The organism is Enterobacter sp. EGD-HP1, from assembly GCF_000733275.2.
Lineage (GTDB): Bacteria > Pseudomonadota > Gammaproteobacteria > Enterobacterales > Enterobacteriaceae > Enterobacter.
Genome location: NZ_AVOP01000034.1, coordinates 81,021 through 107,425, shown reverse-complemented (window position 1 = coordinate 107,425; position 26,405 = coordinate 81,021). Strand labels below are relative to the sequence as shown.

The window sequence follows — 26,405 nt, the reverse complement described above, 5'->3', positions numbered from 1 at the left end:
GTGTGCGACTCTACCCGATAGTATGTCACACGCCTGTGAAACAAAAGGGAGATCAGCCGTGGCGCGTCTCTTTCATCAGCAGCGCCGTCGCCGCCGACAGCAGGCAGCCGGCCAGCAGATAAATCGCCACGCTGTGCCAGTTGCCGCCGGAGAAGGTCACCAGCGCGGCGGCAATAAACGGCGTAAAACCGCCGCCGACCACGCTTGCGACCTGATAGCCCACGCCCGCGCCGCTGTAGCGGTAGCTTGCCCCAAACAGCTCGGTGAACATCGGCTGCTGCACGCACACCACCATATCGTGAGCGATGTTCGCGAGCATGATGGCGAAGAAGACAATCCAGAAGATCGACTGGGCCTCCAGCGCCATAAAGAACGGCCAGGCGCTGAGGGTACCAATCAGCGCCCCGGTGATGTAAACGCGGCGGCGACCAAACCGGTCCGCCAGCCAGGCGAAGCAGGGGATGGTCAGGCAGCTGATCCCGCCGACCAGCAGGCCAATATTCAGGAACAGCTCGCGCGGCAGCCCGAGGTTCTGCGTCGAGTAGTTCAGGGCAAACGCGGTGACGATATACATCGTCAGCAGTTCACAGAGGCGCAGGGCGATAATTTTCAGAAAAGCGCCAGGGTGCTGAACCAGCGCTTCCATCACAGGCAGACGCTTTTTGGCGAGCGGTTTTTCCAGCTGTTGTTTTTCAAACTCAGCCGACTCCTCCATCCCGTTACGGATCCACAGTGCGGCGATGACCAGCACGATGCTGAAGATGAACGGAATGCGCCAGCCCCAGCTCAGGAACTGCTCGTCGGTGGTAAGCTGGCTGATTAGCGATACCAGCCCGGTAGAAAGCAGCAGGCCGACGCCGTACCCAACCTGTACGCCGCTGCTGTAAAACGCTTTCCTGTTTTTCGGCGCGCTCTCAACGGACAACAACGCCGCACCGCCCCATTCGCCGCCGACGGCGAAGCCCTGGATGGCGCGCAGGGTGACCAGCAGTATCGGCGCCCACCAGCCGATAGCGGCAAACGAGGGGAGAATACCGATAAGCGCGGTGGCGATCCCCATCATCCAGACGGTGAGCATCAGCATGCGCTTGCGGCCAAGACGGTCGCCGAAGTGGCCGAAGATCACCCCGCCCAGCGGGCGAAACAGAAAGCCGACGCCAAAGGTGGCAAATGCGGCGAGCGTGCCCATCGCGGGGCTGACCTGGGGAAAAAACTCGCGGTTAAACACCAGCGCGGCAGTGATGCCGTAAAGCAGAAAATCATACCAGTCGACGACGGCGCCCGCGAAGCTGCCTAAGGCTGCGCGGCGGGCACGATTGAGCGAAGGTGTCTCCTCGTTGGGACGTTCGGAGATGAGGGTGGAGTCCATAGTTGTCCTGTCCGTACTGATTTTTAATTATTGGTATAAGAAAAGGTCACTCACATTGCGTCCGTCATATAAACGGAACCTATGAGACTACCGCGACAGAACGCCTGAGAAAACGTTTTTATCTTTCCGGAAGGCGCTGAATAAATAAATTTCATCTTCCCCTGCCTTGAGATAAATCAGTCTGTTTGGCTCCGGTTAGTGCTGAATGGATTACAGTTATAGATACCGCTGCGTGGCTTAAGCTGAGGGAAAACGATGCAACGCACCTTTTCGACATTCTGGATGGTCCTGTTTTTATTCGTCGCACCGCTTAACGCGGAGCCCAACGTCTATGGTGAGCAACGTATCAGCGGCTGGTGGAATGCGCTGACGGATGATATCGCCCTGACCTGGGAAGAGCCTCAACGTTACGATCTGTACCTGCCGTTTCTGAGCTGGCACGCTCGCTTTATGTACGACAAAGAAAAGACGGATAATTACAATGAAATGCCGTGGGGCGGCGGGCTGGGCGTTTCCCGCTATAACGAAGAGGGTAACTGGAGCGCGCTGTTCGCGATGATGTTCAAGGACTCGCACAACGAATGGCAGCCCGCGATGGGCTATGGCTGGGAGAAGGGCTGGTATCTGGATAATGCCAAAGATTTCCGCCTTGGTCTCGGTGCCGCAGCGGGCATCACGGCGCGAGATGATTTTGCAAACTATGTTCCGCTACCGTTCATCTTCCCGCTGTTTTCGGCCGGGTATAAGCGCGTTACCGTTCAGTTCACCTATATTCCCGGGACGTATAACAACGGCAACGTGCTCTTTGCCTGGCTGCGCCTAGGCTTCTAAAGCGTGATCACCTTTTTAGCCACGGCGTTAGACAGTACCAGCATGGAGAAGAGAACCGAGGTGACGAACGTGAGCACAATCAGCGCCAGCTTCATACCGAGAGAGGTCACCGGTATCAGCGCCGTCAGCAGATGAAACACCGAGTAGTGCACAATGTACACGCCGGTCATCGTTTTGCTGATGGCGGCCAGAATGGACTCCTTAAATTCAGCATTGCGGCGAAAGCGCACGCCGTTCGCCGCAATCACCAGGGCAATAATCAGGATGTAGATCTGCGAGCCGGTAAGAATAAAGGCGTTTCTGTCCGCCTTGAACAGCGCGAAGAAGAAGTGGCGCTCGTAAAACCAGGTGAAGAGGTAGATAAACGGGATGGCGACAACCGCCGCCCTGACGACATTTTTGCGGCTAATCCACTCGGCGACTTTCGGATCGCAGAAGAGTTGCCCCGTCAGATAAAACAGGAGCCACGTCCACAGCCGATACTGCGGTGAAAGAGAAAGGACGTGCGCTTCAGGATAAAGCGCCGATAGCAGATCGTATCCGTAGGAAAAGAGCAGCAGGGCGGCAATCGTTCCGCAGAACAGCGCTCGCCGCTGGCTGAGCCACTCCACCGCCGGGTGGAAGGTGTAAATCACCACAAAGGCGAACACGAACCAGGGCTGGATTAAATATCCGCGCTGATACGGCTCCCACAGGTAGTAGATCGTTATCCAGAACAGAAAAACAATCACCAGGCTTTTAATTTTACCCAGCTGCCAGCGGGTGCCGTGCCGGGATTGTCCGTCGAGATAGCCCGCAACCACAAAAAACAGCGGCGTGGCAATCGTCGAGATAAAGGTTAAAAACCCCAGGATCCAGTGATAGTCATAATCATAATGATCCCAGGTGTTGTAGATGGTAAAGAAGGTCACCGCCGTCATACAGCCCAGCGTCTTGATAATGTTCAGCCCTGTCGCATTCATTGTGGTTTGGCTTCGTCCTTATGATGGAAACACGCATAGATCACGGGGAGTACCAGCAGCGTCAGGATTGTAGCAAACCCCAGTCCAAACATAATCACAACGGCCATGCTCTGGAAGAAAACGTCCAGCAGCAGCGGAGCCAGGCCAAGTACGGTCGTGAACGCGGTGAGCAGGATAGGGCGCAGGCGCGAGGTGGCAGCGTACACGATCGCGCTGTGCTGATCCTTTTGCGTTTTCTGCTGTTCGATCTCTTCCACCAGCACGATGCCGTTGCGGATCAGCATTCCGCTCAGGCTCAGCAGGCCAATCAGCGCCATAAAGCCAAAGGGAATGCCGGTAAGTAAAAATCCCGGCGTGACGCCAATCAACGCCAGCGGTACGGTCAGCCAGATAGCGACGGCGTTTTTTACCGAGCTAAACATCAGCACCGTAATGACAAACATCACCAGATACCCGATAGGTAGCGTAGTGAACAGCCCCTGCTGCGCTTCACTGGAGTTTTCCGCGTCGCCCCCCCACTCGATGCTGTAGCCGTGTGGCAGCGGAAGGGCATCTACCTGCGGCTTCACGCGGGCGAGGATATCGCCGGAGGTTTGCTGGCTCAGCGGGTCCGGGTCCGTTTGCACCGTCAGCACCCGCGAGCGATCGCGTCGAAGGATGAGCGGATCTTCCCACTCCAGCGAGAAGCGGCTGACGACGTTACTCAGCGGGATATACTGCTGCCGCGTCTGGCTCCACACCAGCACGTTGTTCAGGTGATTGGCGTCCAGCCGTTCGCTCTCAGGCGGGCGCACCACGACCGGGAGCAGGTCGCTGCCTTCCCGGTACAGCCCCGCCCTGCTGCCGGAGAAATTCATCTCCAGCGCGTTATCAACGTCCCGTTTATCTACGCCAAGCTCGCGGCCCAGGGCGGCAACGTACTGTGGGCGGATCACCTTGCTGCGGTTTTGCCAGTCGTTCCTGACGCTGCCCGTGGCCGGGTCGCGGGTGAGGATGTCGTCCACCTGGCTGGCTATCAGACGCAGCCTGTCAGGGTCAGGGCCTTTAATGCGCACCTCAATGGCGCTGTCGCCAGAGGGGCCAAACATCACGCGCTTGGTGCTGGCGTTGACCTGCGGATAGTTTCGCGCGATGTACTCATCAACGTGGCGGGTCAAGGGGGAAATGTTACGCTGGTCGTCCATGCGCACCATGATCTGCGCATAGTTACTGTACTGCCGCTGTCCGCTGTAGGTCAGAATAAATCGCATACTTCCCTGACCAATGGTTGAGACGGTGGTTTCCACGCCCGGCTGGCCGTTAATGGTTTTTTCGATATCGCCGGTCATTTTCTCGGTCCATTTAATATCGGTGCCGTAGGGTAGCCAGAGGTCGACAAAGAAAATCGGCGTATTAGACGACGGGAAAAAGTTTTGCCGTACGGCGCCGAAGCCCCAGACAGACGCTGCCAGCAGCGCAGCCATCACAATGAGCGTCGGTGCCTTATGGTGCAGCAGCGTGTTAAGCAGGCGCTGGTAGGCGCGGTAGAGTCGTTTATCGTAAGGATCTGACTCGTCGGTTTTATCGGGCGCGCTGTCGTTTTTAAACAACCACCACTTAATCAGCACCGGGGTGAGGGTGAGCGCCGAGAACCAGCTCAGCATCAGGGAAATCAGCAGCACCTGGAACAGGGATTTACAGTATTCCCCGGTGGAATCCTGCGACAGCCCGATAGGGGCAAACGCCAGGATGGCAATCACCGTCGCCCCCAGCAGCGGCAGGGCGGAGCGGCGGATGATGTAGTTCACGGCGGTTAGCAGCGGGGAGCCCTGCTGTCGGGCGATCAGCACCCCTTCGACAATCACGATGGCGTTATCCACCAGCATGCTGAGGGCGATAATCAACGCCCCGAGCGAGATGCGCTGCAGCTCAATGCCCCACAGATACATAATCAGCAGCGTGCCCAGCACGTTAAGCGCGAGGGAGAATGCGATGATGATCCCGCTGCGTACGCCCATAAAGATCAGCAGCACGCCGATAACAATCGCCAGCGCCATCAGGAAGTTAATAATAAAACCGTTAACAGAGTGGCCCACTTCGGCTGCCTGATCGTAAAACAGGTCTATCTGTATGCCTGCCGGTTTTTCCGCCGACATCTGGCTTAGCTTCGCCTCCAGCGCGTGGCCCACGTCGATCACGTTCACGCCGGGTATAAACGAGACGCCCATGGTGACGGCTTTTTTGCCGTTGGCATGGTAGATACTGGCCGGCGATTCGTTCAGCCCGCGCGACAGCGTGGCAATATCCCGCAGACGCGTCGCCGCCCCGGTGCCGGAAGGCGTGATGATGATATCCGCCAGTTCATCAAGATTTTCGAACTCACCGGTCGGGTGCAGGCGAATGGATTCGGTGCCGGAGGTGATTTCTCCTGCGCTGGAAACGACGTTAAGTCTGCTGAGCAGGGCGGAAAGCTGGTTGAGCGTAATGCCGCGCGCGGCCATTTTGGTCAGGGAGATATCAATGTTGACCTGCTGGCTAATCGCCCCACCGATCGCCACCTTCGCGACGCCGGGGATCAGAATCAGCTCCCGGCGCAGCTGCTCCGCATATCTCACCAGTTCAGGATTACTGAATTCATCTCCGGAAATGGCGAAGAAGAAGCCGAACACGTCGCCGAAATCGTCATTCACAAAGGGCGTGACGACGCCGGGCGGGAACTGGCGCGAGGCATCGCCCACGCGGCGGCGCAGTTCATCCCAAATCTGCGGCAGCTCGTTCGAGTGATAGCGTGAAGCGATGTTAACGGTGATTTGCGACAGACCGTTTGAAGAGATGGAGCTCACGTTGTCCAGATAGGGCAACTGCTGAAGGGCATTCTCCAGCGGAAGCGTCACCTCCTCTTCAACCTGCTGAGCGGATGCGCCGGGGTAATGGGTGACCACCACTGCGGTTTTGATGGTAAAAGCGGGATCTTCCAGCCTACCGATATTCAACAGGGCGAAAATACCCCCGATGCCCAGCAGCAGGATCGTTAGCCAGACGCGAACAGGGTTATTGATAAATTGACGAGAGATATCCATTACAGTCCCCGTTCACGCGTCCAGATACGCACCGGCTGGTTAGCATGGAGCTCACCAACGCCCGCGGCCACCACGCGCTCGCCCGCCTTAAGCCCGCTGGTAATCACCACGCCTTCGGTACTCACTTGCCCCACGCTGACCTTGCGGTCTTCCAGATGCAGCGCATCGCCTTCGCCCGTCACGACCCAGACGTGCGGCTCGTTGCGCGGGCTGTTGTCCGGGTTAAAGACCGCCTCAACCGGTACAACCAGCGCCTGAGCGCCAGCGCCAACCGGGAGGTTGGTTAAATTGATGGTCACCGTACCGCTTACGCCGCCGACGGCGGGAAAATCATCTGGCCGCGGCATGGTCAGTATCACCTGCCAGGTCAGGGTATTGCTGTCGCTGCTGCCCGAGTGCTCTTTGTAGACGGCGGTAAATTCCCGATCCGGCATGGCGTTAATTCTCACCACGGGGCGATACTGCGCGTTGCGGATATCAAAGGTCTTAAACAGGTTCTCAGGAATACTAAACACCACGTCCAGCAGATCGGTACGGGTTAACGTTGCAATGGGCTGACCGGCAGACACCACCTGATGGTTTCGGACATGTACGCTGGCCGCCGTCCCGCTGAAGGGGGCGACGAGCGTCATCTGATTCAGCTCTTCCCGGGCAATCTGTAGCGCCGCATTCGCCGAATCGCGGTTCGCGCGCTGCACGTCCATTTCTGCTTTCGAAATCGCCTGGCGGCCCGCCAGCGTCTGGAAGCGGTCGAATTGCCTCTGGGCCAGCGTCGCCGCCGTTTGTCTGTCGTTAACGCGCTGCTGGGCTTCACGGGCGTTCAGTCGGGCAAGCTGTTGCCCCTGTTTGATGGCTGCGCCCTGACGTACATCGAGCGCTTCAATTTGACCTGCGCGCTTGAAGGAAAGGTCTGTGGCATCGCCCGATTCAATGCGGGCGGGAAAAACGCGCTGCTGGGCGTGACCGGGAGCCGTCACCTCCGCCACTTTTACCATCCTGGGCAGGGGGGCGGCTTGCTTCGGTTTCGGGTCGCACGCCGTGAGCGTTAATAAAACGAACGGTAAAAGAGAGAGGTAGCGGTTCACTGTATTCCCCTAATAAATAACTGTTTTATTTATTCCATCACCTGGACAGGGGTGACACTATTCTGCCAGAACAGTGACGACCATATAGGTAAATAAACCAATCGCCGTGCTGGCGATAATGGCAAGTGCAATGAACATACCCAGACGGATCAGGCTTAAACCATACATACATTCCTCCATGAGCCGGAAGCGGTGGCTGACTATGAGCATAGTCGGCGAAAAGATAAATGTTAAATAACCATTATCAGTGGGGGACGCGCTTAACCTGATATTCCTGTGCTACGTTTAATATTATCCATCTTTTTTACCGTAACTGGCATTAAGGGCAACCCCCTGCATTTAATGCGTTTTTTTGCTTCATTCACACTCGTGTTGGTTATAAAAAGGATGCTCGATATGTATAAAAACATTCTCGTTCCGGTGGATGTCTATGAGACAAGCCTGGCGGATAAAGCGTTGCAGCATGCACAGTTTCTGGCGCAAAGCGCATCGGGTGACATTCATTTGCTGCACGTCATGCCCAAGTTTTCTGCCGAACTGACGCGTGGTTTTATTTCAGATGCGCGCAAAATGGATGAATATATGATTAATAATTCGAAAGAAAAGCTGTCTGACCTGGTCAAAAAAGTGAATCTGCCAGAAGAGCGTGTTCATCTCCATGTCCGTAGCGGAAATGTCCGTGATGAGGTTATTAAGCTGGCGGATGAACTTAGCGTCGGCGCGATTATTGTCGGCTCTCGAAATCCAAATATTCAAACCCATTTGTTAGGATCAGAGGCGGCAAGTATTGTTCGTTACGCACATGTTCCTGTTTTCGTTATTCGTTAATTACAGAGAAGCAAGGTGATTTCTGAATAGAACCTGAGGAAGGAACGATGAAAACAGGAAAACCTGAACGTCCGTATTATCAACAAACCGTTGACGAAACCCTGTCAAATATCCACTCCACCCTGGAAGGCCTTAGCGGCACTGAGGCATCAGCCCGACTTCAGCAGCATGGCGAGAATGCGTTACCGCAAAAAAAGGGCAAACCCGCCTGGCTGCGCTTCCTGGCGCACTTTAACGATGTGTTGATTTACGTGCTGCTGGTGGCCGCGTTGCTTAAGCTCTTTATGGGCCACTGGGTAGACATGTTTGTGATCCTTGGGGTTGCCATCATTAACGCGCTGATTGGCCATATCCAGGAGAGCAATGCGGAAAAATCGTTGCAGAGTATTCGCAATATGCTCTCCAGCGAGGCCGTGGTGGTACGACAGGGGAACCATGAAACGATCCCCACCACGGCGCTGGTCCCGGGAGATATCGTGGTGATCCGCGCCGGGGACCGTATCCCTGCGGACCTGCGCGTGATTGAAGCGCATAACCTGCGCGTGGAGGAGGCCATCCTGACCGGCGAATCCACCGTTGTTGAGAAAAACAGCGATGCGCTAAGCGGGGAGCTGCCTTTAGGTGACCGGTATAATCTGCTCTACTCAGGCACCACCGTCAGCTCCGGCGGCGGTAAAGGCGTGGTGGTGGCAACCGGGGGCGAGACCGAGCTGGGCCACATCAATCAGATGATGTCCGACATTGAAAAGCACCGCACGCCGCTGATGGTGCAGATGGATAAGCTCGGCAAGACCATCTTCATCACTATCCTGGTGATGATGGTGGCGCTGTTTGTCTTTAGCCTCCTGTTCCGTGATATGCCGGTTTCTGAACTGGTGCTGTCGCTTATTAGCCTCGCCGTTGCCGCCGTGCCTGAAGGCCTGCCGGCCATCATTTCCATCATCCTTTCGCTTGGCGTACAGGCCATGGCGCGTCGCAAGGCTATCATTCGTAAGTTGCCCACGGTGGAAACGCTGGGCGCAATGACGGTCATCTGCTCGGATAAAACCGGCACCCTGACGATGAATGAAATGACGGTCAAAGCGGTGATTACCGCTGACACGACCTATCGCGTGGAGGGCGACAGCTACGAACCGGTGGGGAATATTCACCCCGTAGATGACCCGACGCCCGTCAGCGTGACGCAGGGTTCCCTGCTGGAGCGCTACCTGCGCACCATTGACCTCTGTAATGACAGCCAGCTGATCAAAGACGAGCAGGGGCTGTGGAAAATCACCGGGGGACCAACCGAGGGCGCGCTGAAGGTGCTGGCGGCGAAAATCCCGCTCCCACCGCTCGATACCGAAATGCGCAGTAAAATCCCGTTTGATTCGCAGTATAAATACATGTCCACGCTGTACCGGCTGGGCGATGAAGAGGTGATTTTAATCACCGGCGCGCCGGACGTCATGTTCCGCCTCTGCCAGTACCAGCAGACAAATGACGGACTGCAGCCGTTCGATCAGCCCTACTGGGAAGGGAAGATTGAAGAGTATGCCCGGGAAGGGTTGCGCATGGTGGCCGCGGCCTGGAAACCCGCCCGCGAGGGACAGCGCGAGCTGGATCATCCGGACCTGCATGATGGCGTGATCCTGCTGGGTATTGCAGGAATGATGGATCCGCCGCGTCCGGAGGCCATTACCGCCATTGCCGACTGTCTGCAGGCCGGGATCCGCGTGAAAATGATCACCGGCGACCACCCGCAAACGGCCATGAGCATTGGGCAAATGTTGGGGATTGGTAACGCCGCAAGCGCTATCACCGGACGTGAGCTGGAGGCGATGGACGATCGTCAGCTGAGCGACGCCGCGCAGCAGTACGATATTTTCGCCCGAACCAGCCCGGAGGATAAATTCCGCCTTGTGCAGGCCCTGCAAAGTAAACAGGAAGTCGTGGGCATGACCGGGGATGGCGTAAACGATGCCCCGGCGCTCAAGCGGGCGGATGTGGGTATCGCCATGGGAATTAAGGGGACGGAAGTCACCAAGGAAGCCGCCGACATGGTGTTAACGGACGACAACTTTGCCACCATTGCCAGCGCGGTGCACGAGGGGCGTCGGGTTTACGATAACCTGAAAAAGACCATTCTGTTCGTTATCCCCAGCAACATCGCGCAGGCTCTGCTGATCATCATCGCGCTGCTGGCGGGGAACCTGATCCCGCTGACGCCGGTCCTGATCCTGTGGATGAACATGGCCACGTCAGCCACGCTGTCGTTTGGCCTGGCGTTTGAAGCGGGTGAGAAGGACATCATGAACCGGCCACCGCGTAAGGCGAATCTCCACGTGATGGACGGCTACGCCATCTGGCGCGTGGTGTTTGTCGGTCTGATGATTGCCATTAGCGCCTTCGTGCTGGAAGCCTGGCTACAGCCGCGCGGCTACTCGGCGGAGTTTATCCGCACCGTGCTGCTGCAAACCCTGGTCACGGCGCAGTGGTTCTACATGCTCAACTGTCGCGTGAATGACGGTTTCTCGCTGAGCAAAGGCCTGCTGGCGAACAAAGGGATTTGGATCGTCAGCGGCGTGCTGCTGGCGCTACAGCTTCTTATCATTTACGCACCGTTCATGCAGATGCTGTTTGGCACCGAAGCGCTGCCGTTCCGCTACTGGGTCATCACCCTGCTGATTGGTTTTGTGATGTTCCTTATCGTCGAGGCGGAAAAAGTGCTGACGCGCCGGTGGCGCAAAACCGAGGCGTGATAGCGTAAACTGAGAAAGCCTGCCTGAGCCCGGGCTTTCTCTTTTTGAGCACAGGAAACTATGATTCGACTTACCTGGTTCGTCCTTACGCTGTGTGCCGCCGTACCCGGTGCGTTTGCCGTAACCTATACCCTCCCGCCGGAAGGCAGTCGTCTGGTGGGAGACCCGATTATCATCACCGTTCCCGAGCACAATACGCTGCCTCTTGAAGCCTTTGCCGCGCGGTACGGTCAGGGGCTGAGCAACCTGCTGGAAGCAAACCCGGGCGTGGATCCTTTTTTGCCCAAACCCGGCACCCGGCTGGTGATCCCTCAGCAGCTGATTTTGCCTGACACCGTCCGCGAGGGCATTATCGTTAACGCGGCAGAAATGCGCCTTTACTACTACCCGCCAGGCGGCAACACCGTTGAAGTATTGCCCATCGGCATCGGTCAGGCCGGGCGTGAGACTCCGCGTAACTGGGTGACGGCCGTTGAGCGTAAGCAGGAGGGGCCAACCTGGTCTCCGACGCCGAATACGCGGCGCGCCTATGCGGCGGAAGGGAAAACGCTGCCGGCATTCGTGCCCGCCGGGCCGGATAACCCGATGGGGCTGTATGCGATTTATATCGGCAGGCTCTATGCCATTCACGGCACAAACTCAAATTTCGGCATTGGCCTGCGGGTGAGCCAGGGCTGTATTCGTCTGCGTAATAACGACATCAAATACCTTTTTGATAATGTTCCCGTAGGAACCCGCGTGCAGCTTATCGATCGGCCCGTAAAGGTGACCACGGAGCCGGACGGCAGCCGCTGGGTAGAGGTTCATGAGCCACTATCACGTAACCGCGCGGAATTTGAGTCAACCCGGAAAGTGCCTCTGCCCATTTCAGCCGCGCAGCGAACGCAGCTGATAAACGAGGGGGCGGGCGCTGAACTGGAACGGCGATCGGGGATGCCGGTTAAGATCGGCATGTGAGGTGATTTTCGCCGGGTGGCGGCTGCGCCTTACCCGGCCTACGATTCGAGGTTTTTGTAGGTCGGGTAAGGCGCAGCCGCCACCCGACAATTTTTCCAGAAGCAGAAAAGCAAAAAGCCTGCTTTAAAAGCAGGCTTTTCAAATTTGGCTCCTCTGACTGGACTCGAACCAGTGACATACGGATTAACAGTCCGCCGTTCTACCGACTGAACTACAGAGGAATCGTGTGAACGGGGCGCATATTATCGACCTGCGTTCGCCTTGTCAAAGGGTGGATCAACGCCTTTTGATCGTTTGCTGACAAAATCGGCAAAGTGACGTTTTTGGCAGCGGAATGCACCGTCATGGTGCGGGTATACCTCTAATGGGGCAGATCATAAACTGCTGTTTCGGTAATAAAACCCCCCTCCATGATTAGGTTTCCTTATTTTCAGGCGCTTAGCGGACAATTCAGACCGCCTGGTAAAAGTGGCATTCATATTGCAAAACCTGTTTAACAACGACAGCCGGTTACGGCAAAGCATTTCGAACAGGGGGCAAAATGAACTTAAGACGACTGAAATACTTCGTAAAAATCGTCGATATCGGCAGCCTGACTCAAGCAGCAGAAGTGCTGCATATCGCGCAGCCTGCGCTGAGCCAGCAGGTGGCTACTCTGGAAGGCGAGATGGATCAGCAATTACTGATCCGCACCAAGCGCGGCGTCACGCCAACGGAAGCAGGCAAAATTTTGTATACCCATGCCCGCACTATTCTGCGTCAGTGTGAACAGGCGCAGCTGGCGGTGAACAATGTCGGCCAGACCCTGAGCGGGCACGTTTCCATTGGTTTAGCGCCGGGAACCGCGGCATCGTCTATCACCATGCCACTGCTGCAGGCCGTTCGCGCCGAGCTGCCTGAAGTGCTGGTCTACCTGCATGAAAACAGCGGTTCCGTTCTGAATGACAAACTGCTCAACGGCCAGCTGGATATGGCGGTCCTTTACGATCGCTCCCCGGTCGCCGGCATCACCAGCCAGCCGCTGCTGAAAGAAGATCTCTACCTCGTGGGCACCCGCGACTGCCCGGGCCAGAGCGTAGACCTTACCGCGGTGGCAGAAATGAACCTCTATCTGCCGCGCGACTACAGCGCAGTGCGCGTGCGCGTGGACGAAGCGTTCTCCCTGCGCCGCCTGACGGCCAAAATCATCGGTGAAATTGACTCGATCTCCACGCTCACCGCGGCCATTGCCAGCGGAATGGGTGTGACGGTTCTGCCGGAATCCGCAGCACGCTCGCTGTGCAGTGCGGCAAACGGCTGGATGGCGCGCATCACCACGCCGTCAATGAGTCTGCCGCTGTCCCTGAACATGTCTGCGCGCGGTTCGCTGTCGCCGCAGGCGCAGGCGGTAAAAGAGATTTTGATGTCACTGGTCAGCAAGCCGTCGCTTGAGAACCGTGAACTCCAGCTCGTGAGCTGATATTCCATAAAAGCATAAGATGCTGGTTTTTATTATTTGTTCTGCAGCGCGGCTGACTCTAACAATAGAGCTATGTCAGATGCGCCGGAGTGAATCGTGAATTTCCAGCAACTTAAAATTATCCGTGAGGCGGCCAGGCGGGACTACAACCTGACCGAGGTCGCCAATATGCTTTATACCTCTCAGTCCGGCGTCAGCCGCCATATCCGCGAGCTGGAAGAGGAGCTGGGCATAGAGATCTTTATCCGTCGCGGCAAGCGGCTGCTCGGCATGACGGAGCCGGGTAAGGCTTTGCTCACCATCGCAGAGCGCATCCTCAACGAGGCCAGCAACGTGCGTCGTCTGGCGGATCTCTTCACCAATGACGCCTCGGGCGTCCTCACCATCGCCACCACCCACACCCAGGCGCGCTACAGCCTGCCGCCGGTGATTAAAGCGTTCCGCGAGCTTTTCCCTGACGTTCGTCTGGAGCTCATCCAGGGCACGCCGCAGGAAATTGAAGTGCTGCTGCAAAACGGTGGGGCGGATATCGGCATCGCCAGCGAGCGTCTGAGCAACGACCCGCTGCTGGTGGCCTTCCCCTGGTTCCGCTGGTACCACAGCTTATTACTCCCGGTCGATCATCCGCTGAATCAGGTTTCCCCTCTGACGCTGGAAGACGTTGCGAAATGGCCGCTGATCACATACCGCCAGGGGATCACCGGACGTTCGCGCATAGACGAGGCCTTCAACCGCAAAGGGCTCACGCCGGACGTGGTGCTGAGCGCGCAGGATTCTGATGTGATCAAAACCTACGTCGAGCTGGGTCTGGGCATTGGCCTGGTGGCGGAACAGTCCAGCGGAGAACGCGAGGACGGGAACCTGGTGCGTCTTGATACCCGTCATCTGTTTGACGCCAATACCGTATGGCTTGGCCTGAAGCGCGGGCAGCTGCAGCGCAACTATGTCTGGCGCTTTATCGAGCTCTGCAACGCCGGGCTGTCGGTGGATGAGATTAAACGTCAGGTAATGGAGCCGGAAGAAGTGGCGATTGATTATCAGATTTAGGTGCGGGTTTGCCCGGTGGCGCTGCGCTGGCCGAATCAGGGGGCAGGGATGTCGTCACTTGTTGTAAGTAGTGGGGACATGCTGCTGCATCAACTCAACGATCCAGTCAATAAAAACGCGCAGTCTGGCGTTGACATGGCGGTTAGGCGGAAATGTCAGGTACAGGGGCATTGGCTTAATACGCCATTGTTCAAATAGCGGAATTAAGGCGCCACAAGCCTGATGTGCTGCCGCCATATAGACGGGAAGCGCAATCACGCCTAATCCCGCTAGCCCAGCCTCGAGATAGGCGTTGCCATCATCCACGGCAAGCACATAGTTTCCCGTGATTTCAATATGTTCACTCTCACAGCGCAGTAACAGAGGATCAATCTTACCGGTGCGTGAGGACAAGAATCCCACTCTGCGATGGTCCGTGTTTTCCAGCTCTCGCGGATGCGCAGGGGCGCCGAGGCGTTCCACATAACTCGGCGCGACGTAGACACCGATTTGTAAATCGCCGACGTGGCGTGCGATCAAGGACTGGTCGTTGATTTCACCGCCCCGCAGGACGCAATCCACGTTGTCGCCGATCAGATCCACCACCCGGTCGCTCACGCCCATGTCGAACTGGATATCAGGGTAGCGCGCGTGAAAAGCCGGTAGCGCGGGCACCAGCACAAGGCGGGCGAGAGGAGAGGGCACATCTACCCGTAGCCGTCCCCTGGGCGTCATCGCCGAACTGGACAGGCTGTTTTCAGCATCCTCCATGTCCGCCAGCAGGCGGATGACGCGCTCGTAGTAGACCGCGCCATCGGGAGTGACGCCGAGCCTGCGGGTGGTGCGATGGAGCAGCCTGACGCGCAGGCGCGCTTCCAGCTGCTGAATAAGCTGCGTCACCGTGGTTTTGCTCATATGAAGCGTTTGGGCAGCCTTTGTGAAGCTGCCTGCCTCCACCACGCGAGCAAAGGCGCGCATCGCATCGAAACGATCCATCCCTTGTCCTCTCTTTTCACCGATTGTTTGGATTTTACAAACAATGATGGACAAAGTCGCTTGTTTATCCGCCCGGGATGGCACCTGTAAAGTGTCTTTATGTTCACAGGGCAGATTTCGCCCCATTACAAAGGTACAAACATGACAACACGCGAAGCGGTATTTCCCTTCGGACGGCAGGCGTTCTATGAGCGCAATCGCTATTCACCCGCCATCAAATCTAAAAATCTAACGGGTTCCTGTTTGTTTCGGGGCAGGTTGGTAGCCGGGAGGATGGTTCGCCTGAAGAGGATCTCAACGCGCAGATCCGGCTGGCATTCGATAACCTTAATGCTGTCCTCACGGCTGCGGGCTGCACGTTCGATGACGTAGTTGACGTCACCCTCTTTGTCGTCGATCCCGAGTCAAACCTCGACGCTATCTGGCGTATCCTGCCAGAATATTGGGGGGAAGCGCCTTACCCGACGTTGACCGGGATTGGCGTGACGTGGCTGTACGGATTCCAGTTTGAGATTAAGGTGATTGCCAGGCTGCCCTAAGCGTTACGGGTCTTTCCGCCGGTCGACAGATCTGTCCCGTAGGCCGGGTAAGGCGAAGCCGCCACCCGGCAAATTTTCCGAACGCACAAAAGCAAAAAGCCTGCTTTAAAAGCAGGCTTTTCAAATTTGGCTCCTCTGACTGGACTCGAACCAGTGACATACGGATTAACAGTCCGCCGTTCTACCGACTGAACTACAGAGGAATCGTGTGAACGAGGCGCATAGTAGCGACCTCGGTACGCCTTGTCAAAGGGGGAAAACGCACTTTTCGTTCGTTTGCCGACAATTTCAGCAAATCGCTGATTTTATGGCAAATTTGCGTTGAAATTACACAGCAAAAAGCGCCGCCCGCAGGCGGCGCGCAGGATCAGAACAGTACGGAGTAGTTCAGGCCAAACGTACGTCCGCGGCCTTTATAGGTATACAGGCCCGGTGCACCGTAGGTTGGGCTATACAGCCCCGGCGCGCGCTGGCCCCAGGCGGTGGTGTAGTCTTTGTCCAGCAGGTTTTCCACGCTGAAGCTGACTTTGCCCACCGGCAGGGCGTAGCTGCCCAGGAAGTCGACCGTGTTATAGCCATCAATCTTCTTGCCATCGGCGTCTGACACGTCAAAGGTCTGCGTGCTCTGTACGCGCAGGGTCCAGTCGCCCGGTGCCCAGTTGACCCATGCGCTGGCTTTCGACGGGCTGGCGCTGTCAACCGTCAGCTTCTCCCATTTGCCGTTTTCGCGGGTTTCAGACTTAATGGCGTTAAAGTTCGCGCCGGTGCTCCAGTCGCTGTCGGTGAAGAAGTAGTCCACCTGGCCTTCAACCCCGTAGATACGACGCTTGTCGTCTTCCAGGTTGATGGTCATATCCGTCTTGTTGATGGTGATGGTTTTATCCGAGAGCGAGTAATACGCCGCGACCTGCGTGCGCAGGTTATCGCCGGTGTAGCGCCAGCCCAGCTCATAAGCGTTGACCTTGATACCGTCCAGCGTCGAATCGTTCACGTTGACGCTGTTGAGCAGGCGATAGTGACCGTCGACGAGCTGATAGGTGCCCGAGCCGTAGTACTTCGCCAGGTCCGGAATTTCGAAGCCCTGGGAGAAGTTAAACCACACTTGCTGCTGTTCGGTCAGGCGACCGAGGATCCCGGCGTTAAACAGGAAGTTGTTGTAATCGGTTTTCCCGCCCGGCACCGCGTCTGCGGAGGTGGCTTTCCCGGTGGCGATGGCCTGCTGCTGGGCGTAACCGACAAAGTCGTCCACCTTGTTTTCGGTGTACTGATAGCGCACGCCGCCGCTCAGGGTAATGGCGTCAATGTCGTAACTTGCCTGCAGGAACGGGGCGAGGTTGGTGATGCTGTAGCCCGGATAACGGCCCACGTTGTAGGCGTTGTCCAGCTCCATGCCGCCGCTCGCCGCGGCTTTGCTCAGGTTAAAGAACTGCTGATTGGCGTCGAAGGTTTCGTGGTCGGCATCCACACCCCAGGTCAGCGTTAAATCGTCCACCGGCTTGCTGTTCAGCGTCAGCTTGCCGCCGTAAAAATCGGTTTTCTGCTGGGACGCGCCGATGCTGCTCACCACGCCTTTGGTCAGGGTCGGGAACGGATAATAGGTCAGGCTTTCGTCGCGATAGTAAATCTGCGCGACCAGATCCTGGCCCCAGAAGTCGGTATTGGAATACTGCAGGTTAATCAGATGGCGCTCGGTACCCGGTACGCGGTCAGAATCGAGATTACCTTTATTGTACGCGGTCGCATCCCCCGTTACCGCCGAGAAGTTCTTCCCGAGATACAGCCCGTGCTTGCCGTCGGACTCGCTCTTGTAGTACTGCGTCGTCAGTTGCAGCTGCTGATAATCGTCGATGTTAATGGTGCCGGTTCCCATCACATCAATACGGTCGGAATACTGGAGGCCGGTCTGGGTGTTATCAATAATCACCTCGTCGCCGTTGCCGTCATACCAGCCGCCGTAGCGCTGATAGGACACCGACAGACGACCGGAGGCGTTGTCGTTGCCGCCGCTTACGGCTGCCGACACGTTCTCATCGTGATCGTTGTGGCTGTTAAAGCCGCTTTTTGCTCCGGTCTGGAACTCAACTTCGGTTTCCGGCTGGCCCTTTTTGGTGACGATGTTCACCAGGCCGCCGGTGCTGCCGCCGCCGTAAAGCGAGGTGGCGCCGGAGATCACTTCAATACGGTCAATGTTGAACGGATCGATGGAGTCGAGCTGGCGGCTATCGCTGCGCGACGAGTTCAGGCGAACGCCGTCGACCATCACCATCATGGAACGGCCGCGCAGGTTCATGCCGTAGTTGGTACGTCCCTGGCTGCTGACGTCCATGCCCGGGATCAGCTGCGCCAGCACCTCTTTAATCTCTTTCCCGCCCTGAACCTGCTGCTCAATTTCAGCCCGCTCAATGACCCAGGTGGTCTGCGCCATCTCCGCCACGCTGCGGTGCGCGCGGCTGGCGGAGACAACGATATTTTCTTCCTTTTGTTCTTCCGCCCACGCAGAGGTAGAAAGCATTGCAAGCAAGCAAGGATTTAAAACCCAAAGATGAGAACGTTTCATTGTTATGTTGACCCTGATTGTGTGTGTCAGTACTCGGTGGTTTTTGCTAATGATTTAAAAACCTGACTGTTCTCCGGGCTGGTGGTGCTTCGCCAGTGGATAACGCCAGGGGTGGTGGCCAGCTCAAACGGCTCGTCGGCATGCGCGCGATTCAGAATGCGCGCCGCGCGCCAGGCCATCAGGCTGAGCTGGGGTTCGGCAATGCCGAGACGGTGCATCCCGGCATTCACGGCGAACAGGCGGTTGCTCTGCGGGCCGTCCCATTCGAGGGTGAAATCGTTGTTAATGCAGAAGGCTTCGTCCGTATCCAGTTTCAGGCGATGAGACAGCGGCGCGAGGAACGCAGGCTGCACGGCGCGGTAGCCGGTGGCGAAAATCACCACGTCGCTCTCCAGCTGCTCGCGGCCACCGTCGAGGTGATGCTGAATGCTCAGACGATGTCCGTTTTCCTGGCGCGTCAGGGACGTCACCGAGCGGGACGGCAGGAGATGCGCCCAGGGTTTTTCACGCAGCACTTCGAAGCGGTGGTACATGGCGCGGTAAATCGCCAGCAGGGACTCGGTGGTGATGCCGTCTGACGTCATCTTCTGCTCGTGCAGCATCTGACGACGGGCCTCTTCACCGAGGGTGGAGAAACTGTCCACGTACTCGGGCGTGAAATACTCGTTAGCAAACGCGGCTTCATCCAGCGCGTTGTAGTTATTGCGGCGCGACACCCAGTTCAGGCTCAGCGGCTGGCCCCATTCGCCGCGGAAGATGTTCAGGAACAGATCGGCCCCGCTCTGGCCGCCGCCGACGACGGTAACGCGCTTGCCCGCGAGATCCGGCGTGCGCAGCATCATCTCGCTGGCGTGGAAGCAGGTATCGTCCTGCACGGTAACGCAGTCAGGCAGGTTGATCTGTTTGCCAATCCCCACGCAGACGTGGCGTGCCAGGAAGCGGTCGCGCTGGGTTACCACCTCAAACAGGCCGCTTTTCTCATCAAAGCTCACCTGCTGTACCTGCTGGCTGAAGGCGAGGTTGGTAAGGTTTTCCGCCGCCCAGCACAGGTAGTCCGCAAACTCCTCGCGGGAGACGGTGCGCTGCTCGGTGGTCAGGAAGCGGTAGAACTTTTTGCGCTGCACCAGGTAGTTCAGGAAGCTGTGGCGGTTGGTCGGCTCCACGGCGCTGACCAGATCCTTCAGGAAGCTGGTCTGCATGTGGCAGTCCGGCACCATCATCCCCGGGTGCCAGGAAAAATGCGGTTTACGCTCAAGGAACAGCGAGCTAAAGCCGTCCAGCCCTTCGGCCAGAGCGGCGATGCTGAGGTTAAACGGGCCAATACCAATGCCGATGAAATCATAGGTTTTCATTGCGCTGACTCCCGGGAGGCGAGAAAAAGAGGGTTATCAAGGTCGGTGACGTAGTTCGGCAGCATGCGGCTGCCGCCGTCGTGCTCGGAGAAGGTCAATTTGACCGGGTTGAGGATCACGCGAATAATTTGCGGCTTGAAGAGATCGAATTTGACGAAGCGGTCCGCCAGATCCGGGTGCGCGGCCATATAACTCCGCAAAACCTGCGCCAGAATCTGGTAGAAGCGCGTTTCGCTGACGCCGCTTTGCAGGGTAAGACGCGAGATAAAGCGCAGCACCGTCACAAAGTTGCCGGTTTGCAGGTCGTGAATAATGTAATCCGCGCTGAGACGCGCCGTGACGGCCTTCACCTGCTCCGGCAGGCTCTGCGCCTGCGGGAAATCCTCATCCACCAGGCGCATATCGCCCTGGAAATCTTTCAGCAGAATGCGCTGCGGGACGTAGTCCTTCATCACCAGCGTCACGTTCTGGCCATGGGCAATCAGCGCCACGCCGTAGCGGCAGAGCAGGTGATAGAACGGGATCACCGTGGCCTCAAACAGCTTTTCCAGCCAGGATTCGGCGCTTAACCCCGAGCGTGCGATCCATGCGTCGATCAGCGGGCGCCCGGCGTTATCGGTTTCCATCAGCGCCGCCATCAGCACCGCCTGTTCACCGTCTTCTAAATAACAGGACGGATTCTCGCGCCAGATAACCCCCAGCATCTCCTGATAGCGGTAGGGCGCTTTCGGCAATGCGGCATAGCCCGGATGCGACAGATAGCCGGCGGCGGGTTCGCCAAGCACCTGCGCACCGGAGCGGATCAGCGTGGCGTCGGTAGCGAACTGCTGCTGTAGCCAGCGCGAGGCCAGCGGCCCGGCGGCAATGTACTTGCCCGGAATGCCGCGATAGCAGGAGGTGTTGTAGATAGTCAGCGGCAGCTTGATGTCATACGGCGCGCGACGGCTGGCGTTGGTGAGCGTGCGCAGGGACTGCTGCGCCAGATACTCATCGCCAAATTCCCCCAGCTCAACCATCTCACCGCGCGCCAGCTGCGCCAGGAAATGAATGGCGATCTTCTGCTGCCACTGCCACGGGTGCAGCGGCACCGGCAGCCAGCCGTCGTCGAGGCCCAGCGCCTGCCAGCGGGCGTCAAAGCGGGCGCGTTCGGTATTGTCCATGGCGCTCGCCAGCAGAGCGTTGATATCGCAATCGGCGTCGCTACTCCAGACCAGATGCTCGCGCTGAACGGCAACCCAGTGCAGACGAAAACGTCCGCGATACTCGGGCGCGTACTGACGCAGCGCGTCCAGCCCCCAGCCGCGGCGACCTTTGTTGAAAATAAACTTCGGGTGACCGCTCATCAGACACTGTAATTCGTCCGGGTCGAGGTGGATCAGCGCGTCCGCGTCCAGCGCTTCACGCGCCTGCAGCAGCTGCATATCGCCGCGCAGCGTGGCGTAGAGATCTTCCATGTGCTCTGCTGTTTGCGCGTCGCTCATCTCCAGCACCGCTGCCAGCTGCAGCAGCGCGCTTTCCGCTTCCACGGCGTCGCCGCTGGCGGTGGACAGGCTGGCTGGATCGAGGTGCAGCCAGCCCCAGATCCCGCGCGCGGCGCGAAACTGCCAGGACTCGTTGCCCATGGTGATGCGCCAGACGTCCGACGAAACCGGCTCGGCGCTCAGGGTACGTTCATATTCCAGCTCGGCGAGGATCTTCGCTACCATCTCGCGGTTCACTTTCTGCCAGAGCGCGTTCACAGTTCCACCTCGCTGAAGAAGCGGTGACGCTGGCTCATGATCAGGCGCGAGCGCTTGTGCGGGAAGTCGAACTCTTTCATCGTGTCGAAACCGGCGGATGCAAGGTGACGGAACAGGCGCTGGTTGTCGAAGCGCGGCTCGGCAACGATGCGCGCGGTGCGCGGTTCATCGAGATACAGATAGTGGCTCAGGCCGCGCAGCCAGCTGCGGATGTACTGCGCGCCGCGCCAGTTCTCTTCGCCCACCAGCATGTGCAGGCCGCGGTCAAACGGCTGCCAGCGGTAGTGGCGGCCAATGCGGTCTTCCGCCGCCCAGTAGAGCTCAAAATAGCCGAACGGCTGGCCGTCGAAGCAGCCGATAACCGGGTAGCAGTACGTCGAGTCAAGCTGGCGGCGCAGGTAGTTTTCCTGCTCGGCCTGTGGGCCGGCCATCTCCCAGAAGGCGTTCACGCGCGGGTTGTTCATCCATTGGGTAAAGCGTTCGCCGTCCAGGGCCACGTCGGCCACGCGGAAGCTGAGGGTGCGCTTAATTTGCGGATCGTACCGACGGTACACTTCGCCCTGCGGGCGGTGAGGACGCAGCGGGAAGTACAGCTGACGGCTCTCATCAAACTGCATCCCGCCGCTGGCCCGTGATTGTTCGCCTTTCAGCCACAGCGGCAGCTGCCAGAAGGTTTCGCGTGCCAGATAGTCCCCGTGGGCCAGGCTAAACAGCGCCTGCGCCTGGGGTTCATCCTGCCAGCTCGACCAGGGCAGGGTAATGCCGGTCAGCGCGGGTGCGGCAACAAACAGCTGATCCAGGGCTTCGACCAGCCAGCCGTCCGGGATCCCACTCAGACGCTCCAGCACCGCGCTGCCGTCAAGACCCAACGTCAGCGGCAGCGCGCGATCCGTTGCGGTGCAGCGAAAGCCGTAGCCGGAATGGACGATATTCGCGATTGCCATTACGCCTTCTCCTTGTAAAACGGGTTGCTAAAGTCGAAATAGATCACCGCCGGATCGGCGATGGTGTTTTCATTGCGATCGTGCAGGTAGCAGAAGAAGTTGCCTTTGCAGTTCCAGGTTGGGCTGTCGAGCACGTAGTCGAGGCAGCGGGTCTGCTTTGCCGTGCGGCGCAGTTCCGTCAGCGCGTCGCGCACCCGGGACATCAGGTTCTCCTCGCTGTCGAAACCTGCGGCGGCAAGGGCGGCGGTGACGGCAAGGGTAGAGTTCAGCAGCAGGTAATAAGGGAAGTAGCGCAGCAGCTGGCTCTCACCGAAGCGGTTTTCCACCTCCGTTTCGCCCGTCTCTTTCAGCCACGCGTCGGCGCCTTCGGTCCACGCGCTGCCCTGGCAGTCGCGGTAGATCAGCCCGACGGGGAAATCCTGCTGCATCTCAACGAGGATATTTTGCTGGTGCGCCAGCAGGACCAGACCGTAGTCCGCCTCGGCGCTGAACAGCGGAAGTAATACGCGGTCGCAATAGGCGTCCAGCCAGCAGCGGGCGGCCTGGGAGAGCGGTAATTCCAGACGCTGGCTCAGACGGCGCACCGCTGCGGCCAGCAGGCTGTCGCCGCCGTCCGGCGCGGCCTGGGTCAGGCTCACCAGCACGTTGGTTTGCGTTTCGGGGGTATCGAACAGCAGGTTGACGCGCAGGGCCATCAGGCTCTCTTCCTGAACAGCGCCGCTTTCGTCACGCAGCCCCGCCCAGCCGTCCTCCTGCATCACGCGCATGGTCGGGTAGCGTGCCTGAAGTTCCTGCCAGCGTTCCGTTTTCGCCAGACGCGCCAGGCGCATGCCGCGCTTAACTTCTTTGACCGACAGCGTGCGCACGGAGTTGGTCAGGCGCACGCTGAGGGAGAACTTAATCATGTCGCTGTTGGTTTCGCTGTACAGCGAGCGTGAGGAGCTGGTGGGCAGCCACTGCGCGCCCGCTTCACCCAGGTCCTGCAGTGAACCGTTTTCCGCCAGGCGCTGGCACCAGTCCTGCTCCAGCAGATAGTCGGCCTGCCACGGATGCATCGGCAGCAGCCAGCGGGTGTCGGTGAAGTGGCCGAGCAGCTCGGGCGCGCTCTGGGCCGCGAAGCGCAGCAGACGTTCGCGCAGGGAGACGTTCAGGCTGTCGCCGGCAACGAGCGTGCTCTCAACGGCAAACCAGCGCAGCGGGAAGCGGGAGGCAAAATCGGGCAGATAGCGACGCGCCTCGGTTTCGTTGAACGGCTCGTGGGATTTTGGCGCCGGGTGAAACGCGTGGCCGACCAGCAGCGCCTGTTCCGCATCGGCAAACGTCAGCGGCTTATCGCGCAGGGTTGCCCAGCCGTGGCGCAGATCGATTGCCTGCCAGGTGTGCGCATGGCTTTCGAGAACGCGCTGCTTAAAACGCGCCAGCGTATCGGCATCCAGCGAGCCTTTTACTGACGGTTTTTCAAGAAGTAAATCAACCAGTTGGTCAAATGTGACGGCGTCACCGTCATCACTATTGCTCTGAAGAAGCGTTGCCGGGAAACGGTACTGATGATGCTGGGTGGGAGAGAAATAGCGTACCGGAACCCGAAGCGCCTGGGTTTGGGAAAGCGGGATATGGATCTCAGATAGCGCATCCGCAGCGGCAGCGGGGAGATAGCGCCAGTCCTTCGTTTCGCGCAACAGGGCGTTTAAAAAACACTGGGCTGCAACGTCTGTACCGGCAGAGCGGGGCAGAGCACGCATAGATGTACCTCATTCCATGATTGATAATAATTCTCGTTATGATATTCATTCTGTTTACAGTCGCAACCATTTTTGCAATATTTGTTTTCATAAACTTCATGATTTCCACACATTTATTGACACTATGTTCACATTCTTATGCGCGCTGACTCTGAAATATTGACCGAAAACGTCACCTCAAAAGCCAACTGGCCCCTGGCGCTATGTGCCGGTTTATTAGGCATCGGGCAAAACGGCCTGCTGGTTATGCTGCCGCAGCTGGTGACCCTGACCGGGCTGTCGCTCTCGGTCTGGGCCGGGCTGCTGATGTTCGGTTCCATGCTCTTTTTACCGGCATCGCCCTGGTGGGGACGCCAGAGCGAGCGGCGGGGATGTAAGGCCGTGATGGTGGCCTCGCTGAGCGGCTATCTGGCCAGTTTCGCCGTCATGGCGCTGGTGGTCTGGGCGATGGCGGCCGGGAGGCTGGATACCGTCTGGGGACTGGCGGGGCTGATCCTCTCGCGCCTGCTCTACGGACTGACGGTCTCGGGGCTGGTGCCTGCGGCCCAGACGTGGGCCATTCAGCGTGCCGGGCTGGAGAAGAGAATGGCGGCGCTGGCGACGATAAGCTCCGGCCTCAGCTGCGGACGTTTGCTCGGCCCGCCGCTGGCGGCGCTGATGCTCAGCGTCAGCCCGGTGGCGCCGCTCTGGCTGATGGCGATCGCGCCGTTAATCGCCCTGCTGCTGGTGCTTCGCGAAGTCGCAGACCCGCCGCTGCCGCCGGTGGCGCACCAGGTGACCCGCCTGCAGGCCTCCATGCTGCCGTTCCTGCTGCTGGCGCTGCTGCTGGCGGCGCTGGTGAGCCTGATGCAGCTTGGGCTGTCACCGCATCTTAGCCCCCTGCTGGAGGGCAATGCCCGGGACATCAGCCACCATGTTGCGCTTCTGCTGAGCCTGGCCGCGCTGGCCACGCTCGCCGCGCAGTTTCTGGTCGTCCGCCCGCAGCATTTCACCCCGGTGACGTTGCTCTGCATCGCGGCGGTGTTAATGGTGGCAGGGCTTGGGCTGATGTCTGTGGCGGGTTTAACGCTGTTCTACGTGGGGATTGTTATCACTTCACTCGGGGCGGCGATGGCCACGCCGGGCTACCAGCTGCTGCTGAACGACAGGCTGACTACCGGGAAAGGGGCGGGCGTCATCGCCACCAGCCATACGTTAGGCTACGGCGTTAGCGCGCTGCTGGTGCCTGTGGTGACGCGCTTTTACGGGGAGCAATTTTTGACGGTGGCCGCGTGGGGAATGGCGTTGCTGTTTTTGGCGTTGACTATAGGGGTACGGTCAAGCGAGCGGACCCCTGCTGAAAAACCTTAATGGATCTGGCGGGAGGAATGGCCGCCAGACTCCTCATTTTGCCGCAGACGCTGCAGGGGATCCTGCTGATAAAACTGGCAGAAACGCTGCCACAGCGCCGGGAAACGGGGCGCGAAGAGCTCCGGCGCGCTGAAGAAATACTCCGAGAGTACCGCAAAGCACTCGGCCGGGTCCGTTGCCGCATAGGCGTCAATGCTGGCCGCGCTTTCGCCCACCAGGTCTATCTCATCCTGGATGTTATCCATCGCCGCGTGCAGATCGTGCTCCCAGCCCGCCACCTCGCGAAGCGGGATCAGCGGTACGCCGCTGGCGCGATCGCCGTTGCGGGTATCCAGCTTGTGCGCCACTTCATGAATAATCAGATTAAAACCGGACGCATCGAACGAGTCCTGAATGTCGAGCCAGTTCAGGATGATCGGCCCTTGCTGCCAGCTTTGTCCGGACTGCACCACGCGCTGGTTGTGTACCAGCCCGATATCGTCCTGCCATTCGTCATCCACCACGAACGGTGCCGGGTAGATGAGCACTTCGTGAAAACCGTCCAGCCACTCAATGCCGAGCTCAAGCACCGGCAGGCAAAAAAGCAGGGCGATGCGCGCGTTTTTCAGGGGATCGAGTTCGAACCCCTGCAGTGGAACCAGGCGTTTTTGCTGTAAAAAACGATCCGCCAGCTGAACCAGTTTCGCTTGTTCATCCGGGTTAAGATTAGCCAGAACAGGGATCGTCAGCGCGTCATCCCATGGCATCGCCATATCCCGGCCAGCTTCATTCGTTTTCCAGGGCCACTTTATCATCGCTTTGCTCGCAAACTCGTCACTTGAACAAAAATGGGAAAGTCAGGTTTGGTTAAGATGCCAGAAAATCGCTCA

18 protein-coding genes, 2 tRNA genes and 1 pseudogene are annotated in these 26,405 nt (G+C 58.3%); 8 read left to right on the top strand and 13 right to left on the bottom strand.

Annotation, left to right across the window (positions count from 1 at the left end; all coding sequences use genetic code 11):
• Positions 1–52: 52 nt before the first annotated feature.
• Positions 53–1,369 carry a shikimate transporter gene (gene shiA / locus N037_RS19270; protein ID WP_032642803.1) on the bottom strand — a complete coding sequence of 439 codons (1,317 nt, stop codon included), beginning with the start codon at positions 1,367–1,369 and terminating at the stop codon, positions 53–55.
• A gap of 255 nt (positions 1,370–1,624) precedes the next feature.
• Between shiA and pagP the strand changes: the two genes are divergently transcribed.
• Positions 1,625–2,200: a lipid IV(A) palmitoyltransferase PagP gene (gene pagP / locus N037_RS19265; RefSeq protein ID WP_023336226.1), complete on the top strand. Its 576-nt coding sequence runs from the start codon at positions 1,625–1,627 to the stop codon at positions 2,198–2,200.
• Here pagP and N037_RS19260 read toward each other — a convergent pair.
• The 3 genes from N037_RS19260 to N037_RS19250 are packed head-to-tail and all read right to left on the bottom strand — an operon-like array spanning position 2,197 to position 7,306.
• Complete coding sequence (locus tag N037_RS19260) at positions 2,197–3,162, bottom strand: acyltransferase (RefSeq protein ID WP_032642802.1); 966 nt, start codon at positions 3,160–3,162, stop codon at positions 2,197–2,199. The two genes, pagP and N037_RS19260, sit on opposite strands and share 4 nt — an antisense overlap.
• Positions 3,159–6,221, bottom strand: coding sequence for an efflux RND transporter permease subunit (locus tag N037_RS19255; RefSeq protein ID WP_032642801.1), 3,063 nt, complete (start codon positions 6,219–6,221; stop codon positions 3,159–3,161). Before N037_RS19255 ends, N037_RS19260 begins: the two co-directional genes overlap by 4 nt.
• On the bottom strand, positions 6,221–7,306 hold the full coding sequence (locus N037_RS19250; RefSeq protein WP_032642800.1) for an efflux RND transporter periplasmic adaptor subunit: 1,086 nt from the start codon (positions 7,304–7,306) through the stop codon (positions 6,221–6,223). The genes N037_RS19255 and N037_RS19250 overlap by 1 nt, the downstream gene beginning before the upstream one ends.
• Before the next feature lie 396 nt (positions 7,307–7,702).
• Here N037_RS19250 and N037_RS19245 point away from each other — a divergent pair, with 396 nt between their 5' ends.
• Genes N037_RS19245 through ldtA form a run of 3 tightly spaced genes read left to right on the top strand, consistent with a single transcriptional unit; the run spans position 7,703 to position 11,832 of the window.
• Entirely contained in the window at positions 7,703–8,134 is a 432-nt protein-coding gene (locus N037_RS19245) for a universal stress protein (protein ID WP_032642799.1), read from the top strand.
• Between the two features lie 47 nt (positions 8,135–8,181).
• Positions 8,182–10,875: a cation-transporting P-type ATPase gene (locus N037_RS19240; RefSeq protein ID WP_032642798.1), complete on the top strand. Its 2,694-nt coding sequence runs from the start codon at positions 8,182–8,184 to the stop codon at positions 10,873–10,875.
• A gap of 60 nt (positions 10,876–10,935) precedes the next feature.
• Complete coding sequence (ldtA, locus tag N037_RS19235) at positions 10,936–11,832, top strand: L,D-transpeptidase (RefSeq protein ID WP_032642797.1); 897 nt, start codon at positions 10,936–10,938, stop codon at positions 11,830–11,832.
• Positions 11,833–11,977: 145 nt separating this feature from the next.
• Here the strand turns inward: ldtA and N037_RS19230 are convergent.
• Positions 11,978–12,053: transfer RNA gene (locus N037_RS19230), tRNA-Asn, on the bottom strand.
• Positions 12,054–12,373: 320 nt separating this feature from the next.
• On the opposite strand from N037_RS19230, the gene nac reads away from it, so the two are divergent.
• Positions 12,374–13,291 (top strand): nitrogen assimilation transcriptional regulator NAC, encoded by a 918-nt coding sequence (gene nac / locus N037_RS19225; RefSeq protein ID WP_008499475.1) that lies wholly within the window; start codon positions 12,374–12,376, stop codon positions 13,289–13,291.
• Between the two features lie 96 nt (positions 13,292–13,387).
• A complete protein-coding gene (gene cbl / locus N037_RS19220) occupies positions 13,388–14,338 on the top strand; it encodes an HTH-type transcriptional regulator Cbl (protein ID WP_023336219.1) in 951 nt (316 codons plus the stop codon).
• Between the two features lie 54 nt (positions 14,339–14,392).
• On the opposite strand, the gene N037_RS19215 is transcribed toward cbl, so the two are convergent.
• Complete coding sequence (locus N037_RS19215) at positions 14,393–15,313, bottom strand: LysR family transcriptional regulator (protein WP_032642796.1); 921 nt, start codon at positions 15,311–15,313, stop codon at positions 14,393–14,395.
• 141 nt (positions 15,314–15,454) lie between these two features.
• Here N037_RS19215 and N037_RS24365 point away from each other — a divergent pair.
• Positions 15,455–15,852: pseudogene (locus tag N037_RS24365) on the top strand (RidA family protein).
• Positions 15,853–15,979: 127 nt separating this feature from the next.
• Here N037_RS24365 and N037_RS19210 read toward each other — a convergent pair.
• The 6 genes from N037_RS19210 to N037_RS19185 form a co-directional block, all read right to left on the bottom strand.
• Positions 15,980–16,055: transfer RNA gene (locus N037_RS19210), tRNA-Asn, on the bottom strand.
• 164 nt (positions 16,056–16,219) lie between these two features.
• Positions 16,220–18,409 carry a TonB-dependent siderophore receptor gene (locus N037_RS19205; RefSeq protein ID WP_032642795.1) on the bottom strand — a complete coding sequence of 730 codons (2,190 nt, stop codon included), beginning with the start codon at positions 18,407–18,409 and terminating at the stop codon, positions 16,220–16,222.
• Between the two features lie 26 nt (positions 18,410–18,435).
• Positions 18,436–19,761 carry a lysine N(6)-hydroxylase/L-ornithine N(5)-oxygenase family protein gene (locus N037_RS19200; protein ID WP_032642794.1) on the bottom strand — a complete coding sequence of 442 codons (1,326 nt, stop codon included), beginning with the start codon at positions 19,759–19,761 and terminating at the stop codon, positions 18,436–18,438.
• Positions 19,758–21,500 (bottom strand): IucA/IucC family protein, encoded by a 1,743-nt coding sequence (gene iucC, locus N037_RS19195; RefSeq protein WP_032642793.1) that lies wholly within the window; start codon positions 21,498–21,500, stop codon positions 19,758–19,760. Before iucC ends, N037_RS19200 begins: the two co-directional genes overlap by 4 nt.
• Positions 21,497–22,444 (bottom strand): GNAT family N-acetyltransferase, encoded by a 948-nt coding sequence (locus N037_RS19190; protein ID WP_032642792.1) that lies wholly within the window; start codon positions 22,442–22,444, stop codon positions 21,497–21,499. Before N037_RS19190 ends, iucC begins: the two co-directional genes overlap by 4 nt.
• Positions 22,444–24,186 (bottom strand): IucA/IucC family protein, encoded by a 1,743-nt coding sequence (locus N037_RS19185; protein ID WP_032642791.1) that lies wholly within the window; start codon positions 24,184–24,186, stop codon positions 22,444–22,446. The genes N037_RS19190 and N037_RS19185 overlap by 1 nt, the downstream gene beginning before the upstream one ends.
• Positions 24,187–24,324: 138 nt before the next feature.
• Between N037_RS19185 and N037_RS19180 the strand changes: the two genes are divergently transcribed.
• Positions 24,325–25,536 carry an MFS transporter gene (locus N037_RS19180; protein WP_023336209.1) on the top strand — a complete coding sequence of 404 codons (1,212 nt, stop codon included), beginning with the start codon at positions 24,325–24,327 and terminating at the stop codon, positions 25,534–25,536.
• Here the strand turns inward: N037_RS19180 and mtfA are convergent.
• Positions 25,533–26,330, bottom strand: coding sequence for a DgsA anti-repressor MtfA (gene mtfA / locus N037_RS19175; RefSeq protein WP_023336208.1), 798 nt, complete (start codon positions 26,328–26,330; stop codon positions 25,533–25,535). The genes N037_RS19180 and mtfA overlap by 4 nt on opposite strands.
• Positions 26,331–26,405 lie beyond the last annotated feature (75 nt).